Annotated in this window: 12 protein-coding genes; 8 read left to right on the forward strand and 4 right to left on the reverse strand. The window is 62.0% G+C overall.

Annotation, left to right across the window (positions count from 1 at the left end; translation table 11 throughout):
- The first annotated feature begins 161 nt into the window (after positions 1 to 161).
- The 3 genes from ACWTU7_RS12075 to phnN all read left to right on the forward strand — a co-directional run bounded on the left by ACWTU7_RS12075 (position 162) and on the right by phnN (position 2,716).
- Positions 162 to 869, forward strand: coding sequence for a DUF1045 domain-containing protein (locus ACWTU7_RS12075; protein WP_127208900.1), 708 nt, complete (start codon positions 162 to 164; stop codon positions 867 to 869).
- An 81-nt stretch (positions 870 to 950) separates the two neighbouring features.
- The gene (locus ACWTU7_RS12080; RefSeq protein ID WP_029347370.1) at positions 951 to 2,090 is read left to right on the forward strand and encodes an alpha-D-ribose 1-methylphosphonate 5-triphosphate diphosphatase; all 1,140 of its coding nucleotides are present in this window, start codon (positions 951 to 953) and stop codon (positions 2,088 to 2,090) included.
- Entirely contained in the window at positions 2,087 to 2,716 is a 630-nt protein-coding gene (phnN, locus tag ACWTU7_RS12085) for a phosphonate metabolism protein/1,5-bisphosphokinase (PRPP-forming) PhnN (protein ID WP_455838715.1), read from the forward strand. Before ACWTU7_RS12080 ends, phnN begins: the two co-directional genes overlap by 4 nt.
- A gap of 50 nt (positions 2,717 to 2,766) precedes the next feature.
- Here phnN and ACWTU7_RS12090 read toward each other — a convergent pair whose 3' ends face one another.
- The 3 genes from ACWTU7_RS12090 to ACWTU7_RS12100 form a co-directional block, all read right to left on the reverse strand.
- Positions 2,767 to 3,762 carry an ABC transporter permease gene (locus ACWTU7_RS12090; RefSeq protein WP_455838716.1) on the reverse strand — a complete coding sequence of 332 codons (996 nt, stop codon included), beginning with the start codon at positions 3,760 to 3,762 and terminating at the stop codon, positions 2,767 to 2,769.
- An 84-nt stretch (positions 3,763 to 3,846) separates the two neighbouring features.
- Positions 3,847 to 5,391, reverse strand: a complete 1,545-nt coding sequence (locus ACWTU7_RS12095) for a sugar ABC transporter ATP-binding protein (RefSeq protein WP_455838717.1) — start codon at positions 5,389 to 5,391, stop codon at positions 3,847 to 3,849.
- A 122-nt stretch (positions 5,392 to 5,513) separates the two neighbouring features.
- Entirely contained in the window at positions 5,514 to 6,476 is a 963-nt protein-coding gene (locus tag ACWTU7_RS12100) for a sugar-binding protein (RefSeq protein WP_029347363.1), read from the reverse strand.
- 604 nt (positions 6,477 to 7,080) lie between these two features.
- On the opposite strand from ACWTU7_RS12100, the gene ACWTU7_RS12105 reads away from it, so the two are divergent.
- Both ACWTU7_RS12105 and ACWTU7_RS12110 read left to right on the forward strand, forming a co-directional pair.
- Positions 7,081 to 8,220 (forward strand): LacI family DNA-binding transcriptional regulator, encoded by a 1,140-nt coding sequence (locus ACWTU7_RS12105; RefSeq protein WP_455838718.1) that lies wholly within the window; start codon positions 7,081 to 7,083, stop codon positions 8,218 to 8,220.
- Between the two features lie 281 nt (positions 8,221 to 8,501).
- Positions 8,502 to 9,434, forward strand: coding sequence for a polysaccharide deacetylase family protein (locus tag ACWTU7_RS12110; protein WP_455838719.1), 933 nt, complete (start codon positions 8,502 to 8,504; stop codon positions 9,432 to 9,434).
- Between the two features lie 34 nt (positions 9,435 to 9,468).
- On the opposite strand, the gene ACWTU7_RS12115 is transcribed toward ACWTU7_RS12110, so the two are convergent.
- Positions 9,469 to 9,792: a winged helix-turn-helix transcriptional regulator gene (locus ACWTU7_RS12115; RefSeq protein ID WP_029347356.1), complete on the reverse strand. Its 324-nt coding sequence runs from the start codon at positions 9,790 to 9,792 to the stop codon at positions 9,469 to 9,471.
- Position 9,793: 1 nt separating this feature from the next.
- On the opposite strand from ACWTU7_RS12115, the gene ACWTU7_RS12120 reads away from it, so the two are divergent.
- From ACWTU7_RS12120 to ACWTU7_RS12130, 3 genes are all read left to right on the forward strand, one after another.
- A complete protein-coding gene (locus tag ACWTU7_RS12120; protein ID WP_455838859.1) occupies positions 9,794 to 10,792 on the forward strand; it encodes an NAD(P)-dependent oxidoreductase in 999 nt (332 codons plus the stop codon).
- A gap of 183 nt (positions 10,793 to 10,975) precedes the next feature.
- The gene (locus ACWTU7_RS12125) at positions 10,976 to 11,344 is read left to right on the forward strand and encodes a hypothetical protein (protein ID WP_455846521.1); all 369 of its coding nucleotides are present in this window, start codon (positions 10,976 to 10,978) and stop codon (positions 11,342 to 11,344) included.
- A gap of 459 nt (positions 11,345 to 11,803) precedes the next feature.
- Positions 11,804 to 12,166, forward strand: coding sequence for a hypothetical protein (locus tag ACWTU7_RS12130; protein WP_455838720.1), 363 nt, complete (start codon positions 11,804 to 11,806; stop codon positions 12,164 to 12,166).
- Positions 12,167 to 12,298: the final 132 nt, after the last annotated feature.

The following is a 12,298-nucleotide window of genomic DNA, read 5'->3' on the forward strand; positions in this document are numbered from 1 at the left end:
TGTTGAATCAGAACTGCGATGATTTGGGAATCCCACGACTCTTACAAATCTCATCCCGCTCTAATGACCCGCCTGAACAACTTTGTTATCAGGGCGATCATCAGCTTCGTCATTTCGTCATGCAAATCGCCTATGGCAGCGGGAGTTGACGAGGACTTTCGATGCGCTACGCCATCTATTTCACTCCCCGGCAGGACGAACCGCTGGCGCGGATCGCCGCCAATTGGCTCGGCCGCGACCCGTTCGGCGCCGCCACGAGGCCGGTCGAGGCGGTGGGCGAGCTGTCGGCGGCGGAAGTCGCCTTCCACACCGCTTCGGCGCGCCGCTACGGTTTTCATGCGACGCTGAAGGCGCCCTTCCGGCTGGCTTCGAACGAAACGGAAGCCGCGCTTCGCGCGGCGCTCGACGATTTTGCCTTGGCGACGCCGGTGGTAACCATCCCACGGCTGGTCGTCAGCCAAATCGACGGCTTCTTCGCGCTGGTGCCGGAAGGACCGCTGCCGGCGCTCAACCGCTTCGCCGACGACGTTGTGCGCGACTTCGACCGTTTTCGCGCGCCGCTGACCGAGGCTGAGATCGAACGTCGCAGCCCTGATTCGCTGAAGCCGGATGAATTCCGCAATCTCTGCCAGTGGGGCTACCCCTATGTCTTCGAGACCTTCCGGTTCCATATGACGCTATCCGGCCGTGCCTCGTCACAGGAAAGCCCTCGTCTTCGCGCAGCAATCGACAGCCTGTTTGCGCAGGTCCTGCAACGGCCGGTGCCGGTGGACGCACTGACCCTGTTTGTCGAAACTGAACCTGGCGCCCCGTTCATGGTGCTTTCCCATCACGCGCTCGGGCGCCGCCCGGCCAGAAGAACTGCCTGAGATGACTATTTGTTTTAACCGCCTTTTTGCGACGCCAATTGGTATCAATTGGCTGCAAAAATGCTCCAAGGATTGCCTGAAATGACCGCCGAGACCGTTCTCAACAATGCCCGCATCGTGCTTGCCGACGAGATCGTCGAGGGCTCGATCGTGCTGCGCGACGGCTTGATCGCCGGGATCGATGCCGGCGCCGGCCGGACCGGCGAAGACATGGGCGGCGATTTCATCATTCCCGGGCTGGTCGAGCTTCATACCGACCACCTCGAAGGCCACTACGCGCCGCGGCCGAAGGTGCGCTGGAACCCGATCGCCGCCGTTCTCGCCCATGACGCGCAGGTGGCGACCGCCGGCATCACCACCGTGCTCGACGCCTTGCGCGTCGGCATGGACGACGACGCCGACATGAATTCGGCCGACATGCGCAAGCTGGCCGATGCGATCGAGGACAGCGTCCAGCAGGACCGGCTGCGGGCCGACCATTTCATCCATCTGCGCTGCGAGGTTTCGGCGCCGGATTGCCTCGCCGCCTTCGCCCACTTCGATGGCGATGACAGGATCAAGCTGGCGTCACTGATGGACCATGCGCCGGGACAGCGCCAGTTCGTCGACTTGGAAACCTATGCCTACTACTACCAGCGCAAGCTGAAGCTGACGGATCGCGAATTCCAGCAATTTTGCGAGAAGCGGATGGCGGAGTCGGCGACGAATTCGGGGCCGAACCGCGCCTTCATCGCTGCCGCCTGCCATCAGCGCGGCATCGTGCTGGCCAGCCATGACGACGCCACGACAGGCCATGTCGACGAGGCGATCGAACAGGGTGTCCGCGTCGCCGAGTTCCCGACCACGAAGGAGGCCGCAAAAGCTTCGAAGGGGGCAGGGCTCGGGGTGCTGATGGGCGCGCCGAACGTCATGCGCGGTGCTTCGCATTCGGGTAATGTTTCGGCCCGCACGCTCGCCGGCGAAGGCTTGCTCGACATATTGTCGTCCGACTACATTCCCTTCAGCCTGATCCAGTCGGCCTTTTTCCTCGGCGACGTAGTCGGCGGCATTTCCCTGCCTCAGGCGGTGGCCATGGTTTCGAAGAACCCGGCCGAGGCGGTCGGCCTCGCCGACCGTGGCGTCATCGAGCAGGGCCGGCGCGCCGACCTGGTTCGCGTCCGTCTCGACGATCACGTCCCGGTGGTCCGCACGGTCTGGCGGCAGGGACGGCGGGTCGCGTGATGGTGTCGGCGTCGATCGAGCGTGAATTGTCCGCCGCTGCGTTTCCGATCCGCGACGGCGTCTTCGTCGCCGTCGTGGGGCCGAGCGGCGCCGGCAAGGATACGGTGATCGGCTATGCCCGGGCACTGTTTGCCGACGAGAACCGGCTGGAGTTCGTGCGCCGGGTCATCACCCGGCCGAGCGACACGACGAGCGAGGATCACGACACGCTCGCCGACGCGGCCTTTGTCGAGGCGGAAGCGGACGGCGCCTTCGCCATCTCCTGGGAGGCGCATGGTCTGCGTTACGGCATCCCGGCTGAAGTCGACTGGTCGGTGGCCAATGGCCGCATCGCAATTGCCAATGTCTCCCGCGCCATCATCCCGGCGCTGCGCGATCGCTATGCCAATCTGGCTGTCGTCGAGATCACCGCATCGCCGGAAATCCTGGCCGAGCGACTGGCGATGCGCGGCCGCGAGTCGCGCGGCGAGGTGCTGGCGCGCCTGGCGCGCAGCGCCAATGTGGCGTTGTCCGGGCCAGGCGTCACCTCGATCGACAATAGCGGCCCGCGTGAGGCGGCCGGCGAGCGCTTTGCCGATGTGTTGCGCAAGGCCATGGCATTCTCCGACATGTCGGGCTTAATTTAAGGCTGCGTCTTCCCTTCTCCCCTTGTGGGGAGAAGGGAGAGGCGGAGCCGCTATTCCGCGGACGCACCAGCCATGCCCTTGCGGGTCGCCTCGAGCATCAGCCGCCGCTCCCGATACACGCCCCATTGCTGATCGACCAGCACGCCGATGAGGATCACCCCGCCCATCACCGCGAAGTTGAGCGAGGAGGGGATGCCGAGCAGGTTGACGAGGTTTTGGAGTTCCTGCAGCAGAACCGTGCCGAGGATGACGCCGATCAGCGAGCCCTCGCCGCCGCGCAGCGAGAAGCCGCCGAGCACTGCCGCGGCAATGGCATAGAGTTCGTAGAACTGGCCGTGGCTCGCCGGCGAGATCGAGCGCGTGTACATGGCGAAGTAGATCGCCGACAGCGCCGTCAGCACACCGCAGATGACATAGGCCGCCATGACAACGCGGCCGGTGCGTATCCCGGAATATTTCGCCGCCTCCTCATTCTTGCCGATGGCGTAGAGATAGCGGCCGAACACCGAACGATGCAGCACCACCCACATCACGATGGCGATGACGATCAGCGCTATGAAGCTGTTCGGCACGCCATAGGATCGCCCCGCGGTCAGGAATTCGAGCTCCGGAAAGTTCTGTCCGAAAGCAAAACCCGCGGTGCCGTCGGCAGTGTAGAACCGCGCGACGCCGCGGTAGATCAAGAGGCCGCATAGCGTCACCACGAAAGGCTGCAATTTGAGCCGCGTGATCAGCCAGCCATGTGCCAGCCCGATCATGCCGCCGAGCACGAGGATCAGCGGCAGCGCGACCGGCCATGCCATGCCGCGCGTGGCGATGAAATCGACGAACAGGACGCCGAGCAGCGCAACCACGGAGCCGACCGACAATTCGATGCCGCCGGTGATGATGACGAAGGCCTGGCCGATAGCCAGGATGCCGAACAGGCCGATCAGGTTCGACGTGTTGGCGAGGTTGATCGGCAGCAGAAAGCGCGGATTGATGATCGCCACAACCGCTCCCACCACAAGGATCAGGATCAGCAGGCCGAGATCTTTCTTGCTCATCGTCTTCTCCCCAATCCCTGCCTAGGCAGGGTCCGCAAAAGTGTTCTACGGTTTTGCGACCAGAACTTGCACCACATCAAAAAACTATCTCGGCTGCTTGCCCACGGCCAGCAGCAGCACGTTTTCCTGGCTGAACTGTTCCTTGTCGAGAATGCCTGAGATCTGGCCCTCATGCATGACAGCGATGCGGTCAGAGACGCCAATCACCTCCTCCATGTCGCTGGAGATCATCAGCACGGCGACACCGGCATCGGCCAGTGCGCGCATCAGCCCGTAGATTTCGGCCTTGGCGCCGATGTCGATGCCGCGCGTCGGCTCGTCGAGGATCATCACCTTGGGGTTCATGGCAAGCCACTTGGCCAGCACGACCTTTTGCTGGTTGCCGCCTGACAGCGTGCCGGTGCGCGTCGCCACCGACGGTGCCTTAATCCCGAGATTGCGTTTCTGCTTCTCGGCGGTGACGGCTTCGGCGCCGGCAGAAACCAAGAACCGCCGGGCATGCGCCGGCAGATTGGGAAGCGAAATATTCTGGGCAATCGACAGATCGAGCAGGATGCCGGTCAGCTTGCGGTCTTCCGGGACGAGGAAGATCCCGTTGGCCACAGCGTCGGCGGCCGAACCGAGAACCAGGTCTTTTCCATCAAGCTGGAGCGCGCCGCCAAGGCTCGTCTCAATGCCGAAAAGCACGCGCGCCAGCTCGGTGCGGCCAGAGCCGACTAAGCCCGCCAGCCCTAGGATTTCGCCTTGCCTGACGCCGAGATCGACCGGCCGGTCTGGATAGGCGCTGGTGCGAATGGCCTTGGCCGACAGGGCGACAGTGCCGGGCGGGCGCGCCGATTCTGCGGCCTTCTCCCGCTGCTTCAGCATGCGGCCGATCATCAGCTTGACCATCTGGTCGTGGTTGACGGCGCTCTTCGGCAGCGTGCCGGCAAGCTTGCCGTCCCTCAGCACGACGACGCGATCGGCGACCCGCTCGACCTCGTGAAGACGGTGCGAGATGAAGATGACGCTGATCCCCTCAGCCTTCAGCGCTCTGATGACGTCGAGCAGTTTGTCGGTTTCGGCAAGGGGCAGGCTCGATGTCGGTTCGTCGAGGATCACCAGCCTTGCCTCGATCGACAGCGCCTTGGCGATTTCGACCATCTGCTGCTGGGCAAGCGACAGCGTCGATACCGGCGTATCGGCCGAGAAATTGGCGCCCACGCGTTTGAGCAGCGGCGCCGCCAGCGTGCGCAGCCTGGCGCGGTCGACCAGCCTGAGCGGACCGGCGCGCAACGGCTCGCGGCCGAAAAAGATGTTGGCGGCAACGTCGAGGTTTTCGAACAGGTTGAGTTCCTGATGAACGAAGGCAATGCCGGAACCGATGCTGGCTTCGACGGTCAGCCTATCATGGGCGACGCCGTCGACGGTGATCGTGCCGGTGTCGGGGGTGGTCACGCCGCCGAGGATCTTCATCAGCGTCGACTTGCCGGCGCCGTTTTCGCCGACGAGGCCGATGACCTCGCCAGGCCTGACCTCCATCGAAAATCCATCCAGCGCGACCACGCCGGGATAGGTCTTGCGCACGCCCTCGAGACTGAGGAACGGGGCAGTCGTGGATACACCGATGGATGCGTCGGAATAATTCATCACGCCTGACAGCAGCTGGTGGGCCGCTCTAGCCACATCTGCAGACTGACGACCCTCGCAGGGTTCGTCAATGCAAGCCGCCGACCCGAAGCGAACCTCGAGCCGGCGCAACTGCTTTCGTCCTAATTGCCGGACATTGCTTTCAGATTGGCGGCATAGGCGTCGACGTCGTCCTTGCCGATGATCTTGGTCGGGATGATGATCAGGCCGTTCTCCGGAATGCCCGATTTGTCGCCCTCGAGATAGGCGGCCATCAGCTTCATGCCCTGGTAGGCCCATTCGAAGGGCTGCTGCACCACGGTGGCGGCAACGGTGCCTTCCTTGACGCCGCCCAGCGTGATCGGATCGTCGTCGAAGCCGACAACCGTGATCTGGCCGAGCTTGCCGGCGTCGCGCAGCGCTTCATAGATGCGCGGCGTGTTGTAGGAATAGAAGCCGACCATGCAGGTGACGTCGGGGCTGGCGACCAGCGCGTCCTCGACGTTCTTCTTGGCGCGGGCCTGGTCGATGTCGTCGCCACGCACGTCGATCAGCTCGATCTTGGTGCCGGCGAGCCCTTCCTTCATGCCCTCGATGCGCTCCTTGGCATTATCGGCGCCGAGCAAGCCGACGAAGCCGAGGCATTTGCCGCCGTCGGGCATCGCCTTTTTGGCGATCTCGGCCGCCTGTTTGCCGGCATCGATGTTGGATGAGCCGATATAGGCGATACGCTTGGTCTGCGGCGCGTCGCTGTCGGTGGTGAACAGCGCCGTCTCCGAGGCGATCTTGTTGAGCCCGTCGGTCGAGGTCTTGGGATCGACGGCCGATACCATGATGGCCTTGACGCCGGCCGTCACCAGATCGTCCATCAGCCGCTGCTGAATGGCAACCGACGACTGCTCCGGATATTTGAGCTCCAGATTGTAGCCGGGCAGTTCGGCCTGCGCCTTCTTGACACCGGCTTCGGCCGCCTTCCAGAAATCAGAGGCGCCGTTGACGACGAAGGCCAGCGTCGGTTTATCCTGGGCACGGGCAATTGCAGTGATGGACAGACCGAGGGCCAAGGCCGCGGCGGCGATGGACGCATTTCGTATCGCAGATTTCATGTTCAACCTCCCATTGATTCAGTCATTTCGCTGATCTGAACTTGTCGAATGCGGCTTGGACGCCCCCTCCTCAAGGGGTGATGGCAGCGAAAGAACGGCACCATTCCAGCCGCGATTTGAACTCTAGAGACTCATTAGCAGTTCGTAAATAGTCGGATTTGTCTGACATTTCAGTAATTGCGCGGCGTTGCTCTGCGCCTGAGTGCCACCGATACCGCGCAGCACGCTTGCTTGCCGCCATGGCCCGTTCGGTCCCGAGCCGGGCATGACAAATTGACATTAGAATGCTCACGCCTATTAGTAAATAGTATTAGTCTCTGGTTGGAAACCTCTGGTGCCGCCGGCGAATGGCTGCCTGCCGTGTGAGAAGGGAGGCTTCCGTTAAGCCGTCCAAAGGCCTTGAGTTGGGCCCAATTCCGAGAAATCGATCTTTCAGGACCGCGTATTGCTCTCCCGCACTGCTAGCCATTCGGCTATCAGAATGATAATAATGATTAATCGAGTGCTCGTTTATAAACGCGAAACGTCGTCGGACGTCCTGCCGTCTTTATGACGTCCAGGACGACCTCTGGTTAGACAAGCCGGGAATTTGGAACACAATGCCATGAGCGAACCGACGGATCTGCGCGATCCTCCCCTTGAAGCCGCCCGGCGCCGAAAGCCATCGGCCAAGAACCCCAAGGGTCGCGTTACGATGACCGATATCGCCAGGGCCGCCGGCTGCTCGCAGGCAACGGTTTCGTTCGTCCTCAACAACACGCCGGGCATAAGGCTCTCGCAACAGACCCGCGAACGGGTGATCGGGGCCGCGCGGGGCCTCGGCTATGCGCCACCAGCCTTCTCTGCTCTTCGCAGCCCTATCGCCTCGTTCGAGGGGCTGGACGGGGTGATCGGCTTCGCGGTCGATCAACTGGCGACCAGTCCCGAAGCGGTCGTCGCCATCGAAGGAGCGCGCCAGGCCTCGTGGAATGCCGGCAATGTCGTGCTGGTCGCGCAGACTTTGGGTGATACCGTCATGGAGCCGCGCGCGATTGCGGCACTGACCAAGCGGGGTATTTCGGCGCTGATCTACATGACCATCTTTACGCGCGAGATCACCGCGCCCGACTATCTCTACGGCCTCGATATCCCGGTCATCCTGCTCAATTGCTATACCGCCGACTACGCCTTTCCCGCCGTGGTGCCGAGCGAAATCGCCGGCGGGCAGAGTTCCACCCGCCACTTGATCAGCCATGGCCACCGCCGCATCGGAACCATCACCGGCGAGCCATGGATGCAGGCGGCGCAGGATCGGCTGAAGGGCTACCGCCGGGCACTGGCGACGGCCGACATCCCGTTCGATGTGGAGCTGGTGGTCGAGGGCGACTGGTCGGCGAGCGCCGGCTACGCCGCGACAGTCAAGCTTCTGGCACTCAAGGATCGGCCGACCGCAATCTTCTGCCAGAACGACCGCACCGCGATCGGCTGCTACGAAGCGTTGAAGGAAGCCGGCTTGCACATCCCTGGGGATATCTCGGTGATCGGCTATGACGACGAGGAAATCGCCCGGCATCTGTTCCCGCCTTTGACGACGTCGATCCTGCCGCATATGGCGATGGGGCAATGGGCGATCGAGCAATTGGAAGTCCCTGCACCGCCCGGCCGCGGCCGCTACCCAATTACCAAGCTTGAATGCCCGCTGGTCGAGCGGGAATCGGTCAGTGCTTTGGCGCCTGGGCGCACACACGGACTGACAGCCAGCTGAGCACCTCCAGACTTCCCTCAATGCAAACGCCGTACTGATGCCGCTCCAAACCAGACAGGCGCCCCCGCAAAGGGCGATGGCCCCGACATTGTCGCCTGGCATGGTGGATCGGGATTCTTGTATCCCGAGTTCTGCGGATTGACATACGGTTTGCTGCAGTCTGGTTGTGGCGAAATCCTGGATCCAAGGGTAAATCTGATCTGGTTCGCCGTTCCGCGCCGGCCTTCGAGCCCGATTTCCTCGCTGACCCGGATCGGCAACCCGCCAGGAGTTATACTGCCATGAAGCTCCAGCATCGCCATGGCCCGCCGCGCGATTTCGTCGGTTACGGCCGGCGGCCGCCGCAGATCATCTGGCCGGACGGACGTCTGGTCGCAGTCAATCTCGTGGTCTGCTACGAGGAAGGGGCGGAATATTCGCTGTTCGAGGGCGACGACCATAGCGATGGCTGGGGCGAATATCCGTTGTCGGCGCCGGCCGGCATCCGCGATCTCGGCACCGAAACGCATTTCGAGTATGGCAGCCGCGTCGGCATCTGGCGCATCGCCAGACTGCTCGAGCGACACGGGGTCCACGCCACGATCTCGAGCTGTGCCGAGGCGCTGCGGCGCAACCCGGAGGTGACGGCATGGCTGCGCCAATCGGGTCACGATCTGCTCGGCCATGGCCTGCGCTGGACCGAACAATGGACCCTGAGCCGTGACGAGGAGCGCGACCATCTGCAGCGTGCCGTCGCGCTGTTCATCGAGCTGCTCGGCGAGCGGCCGATCGGCTGGAACAGCCGTTCCTTTCCCAGCGTCAACACGCGCGACATCCTGATCGAGGAAGGCGGCTTCCTGTATGATTCAGATCCGTGCAACGACGACCTGCCCTATTTCGTGCCGGCACAGAACGGGCGCCTTCTGATCATTCCCTATTCCAAGACCTTGAACGACAGCCGCTATCTGGTAAGCCCCGGCTATGTGACGCCCAAGGACTTCGTCGACAACGTCGAAGCCTATCTGGACTTCCTGATCAGGGAAGCCAGGGAAGAAGGCGGGCGCATGATGACGATAGCCGTCCATGCGCGATGGACCGGCCAGCCCAACCGGGCCGCGGCATTGGAAGGCATAATCGAGACGGTTCTGTCCAGGCCGGAGGCCGCCTTCATGCGCCGCAACGACATCGCCCGTTATTGGCTGTCGTTGTTTCCGGCCGAGGGCGAAGCGCCATGAAGCCGACGTCCAACTCGCGTGGCGAACAGCATGCTTAAGCATCGGTGCGGGAAGGGAATTGCTCACCCCAACGGCATAGCGCCTCTGCTCCAGCATTGAGCGCCGCTCCGCTTTCTGTCAACGAATAGACGACCTTAGTCGGCGATCCCGGATAGACTTCTCGGTTCACAAGCCCGTCAGCCTCCAGTTCGCGTAATTGCTGCGTCAGCATCTTTTCACTGATCGCCGGAATGGACTGCCTCAATCGGCCGAACCTGCGAGACGCCGTTCCAAGCTCGCAAAGAATATCCACTTTCCACTTCCCTTCGATCGCCTTGATCGCGGTTGCGAAGCCGCAATTGCCCGTCGGCTTATTCATGATGCTCTCCTTACCGTTGGGTAACCACTTACCTCCAGGTGCGTATTGTGCGCGCCACTCACTCCAACATACCTCTGCCCGTGACGAAAATTGGCGCCTATTGGTATGGAGTGTTGTAATGAAGCTTTCAATCAGCGTTGTGGGGACGGGTCGTATGGGATCAGCGCTCGCCCGCGCCCTGCTCCGGTCGGGATATCGGACGACGGTCTGGAACAGGACAAAACAAAAGGCCGAACCGCTGGCCGCGCTCGGCGCCACTGTCGCAGGGTCCGTCCTGGAAGCCCTCAATGCGGCTGAGATTATCATCGTGAACGTAAGCGACTACCAGGCAAGCGCAGTTCTGCGCGACGATGCTGTTGCTTCAGCCATTCGCGGCAAGTTGATCGTGGAACTCACTTCGGGAACGCCGCATGGCGCACGCGAAGCCGCTGAATGGTTTGCTGCGCACGGGGCCAGCTATCTCGATGGCGCGATCATGGCCACGCCGGATTTCATTGGCACAGATGCCGGGACGATACTGATCTCGGGGCCAAGGCAGGCTTTCGACGCGAACGAGGAGATGTTTCGTGCGTTGGGCGGCAATGTCCAGCATGTCGGGAAAGAACCGGGACGTGCGAACGCACTTGATAGCGCGCTGCTTGCGCTCATGTGGGGCGCGCTGTTTGGAACGCTGCATGCGATCGCCGTGTGTCAGGCCGAAGAGATCGACCTCGGCGAGTTGGGACGGCAGTGGACCGCAATAGCGCCTGTTATTGACGGGCTTGTCGCCGACGTGATCAAGCGAACGGATGCTGGCCGGTTTGCCAGCGACGACGAGACGCTCTCGTCGATCTCCCCGCATTACGGCGCATTCCAGCATCTCCTGGAGCTGATGGAGGCGCGCAAGATCGACCGCTCTGTGGTGGACGGTTACGACGCGATCTTCCAACGGGCGATTGCAGCTGGCCACCTACATGATGATTTTGCAGCGTTATCGCAATTTCTGGGAAAATCCAGATGAGATCTCTCCGACCTGGATTGCGGGAAGGGTGACTGGCTGAGCGGATTTTCACTATGCAGTTTTCGGCCTTAGGCGCCTTGTCGTCAGCCAGCGGGCCTTTAACGATGAGCTGGTTGCGGCAACGAAGAAGGCGAGTGTGAGCCGAGTCAGACCCGTGATCTACAATAGGGGGATAGAATGCCTTTGACGCTTCTCATCGATTCGTATTGTGCTGCTTGGTCCGATGAGAGCGCCGAGCGACGGCGGGCGTTGCTGTTACCGATCTGGAGCGATGGCGCGACATACACGGATCCTGCAGTCCATGCGACTGGCGCGGAAGAACTGCTCGCGCACATCGCAAGAGTTCTGGCCAAGCATCCCGGTGCCCGCATCTTACGGACAAGTGACGTGGATGTTCATCATGGGATCGCACGCTTTGCGTGGAAGTTTGCGATGCCTGATGGATCGTCCTTCCCTGAGGGTTTGGACATAGCCTTCCTCGACGCTGGCCAGAAGCGAATAACACGTATCATCGGCTTTTTTGGGCCGTTGGTGAGATCCTCGGTGTCATAAGCCTTCGCCATCAAGCCGATCGACCGGCGCGTGCCAGCCCGTGCGCCACCAGGTGTCGGCCATGAGCGTCTCCAAAATGGTCTGGCTGGAATGTCGGAGGTGGGCACGTTAGGCTGCGTCCCGGCGCGCAGCCTGAACGTTCCCCGAGAAAGCCAGGGAAGCTAGGCAGATGAGCCCTGTTCGAGGCATCAAGCTACATCGAGAAGGGTGGTGCTCTGGAGCGGCCGCCTCTTTGTGCTCCTCGTCGAAAAGGAAGCGCATCGGCCAACACTTGACCTTTGAGTTCGTGAAAGGTGCGCTTCAATTCGCAATGCAAGTGCTGTAGTTAGACAAAGAGTGCGGCCTGCCGCTTACTGAGGCAAAGAAGGCGAAAGCGTATCAATCGCAGTGTATGAGAGCCATACCGATGAGATGAGACGAAGCGGCCGAAGACGGGCTAGGCCCGGCGTTCTGCTCAGCGTGAGCGCTGGTCTGCGGCTGCTCGCGTCGTTGCTCTTTTTGGTCTGGACCATTCCTGCGGCAACAGCCGACCAGGTCGGACATGATGTAGCTAAAGAGCAAATGAGGCTCGCTGCGTCCAAACCGGTCGCGACCATCCTTGTCCGCGACATTGCGCGCCGTGTTGCAGCTGAGACTTCCCGTTTCAAGACGGGAACGCCTGCCATTGCGGGAAACGGCAAGCCCGTTTGCATTATCCCGGATTTGCGCCTGCCGTTCGAAACCGCGTCAGCCGCACCGATTGGTATCGGGTCTGAGGACCGGGCGAAACTGTCGCCGATCCGCGCCTTTGATGCGCGCGCGCCTCCGTTTCTCCCGGCATGATCCTGGCCGCGCGACCGCGGCCGCCGACTCCCAAAACTTTCACATCGCGTTCCCGGGCTCTCGTCGAGTTGCTCGCCGATCGGAACGCCAAAGCTCTTGTCGGAGGCGGTTTCCGCCCGATATGGGCTGAAC

It is taken from the genome of Mesorhizobium sp. BHscii, from assembly GCF_053848065.1.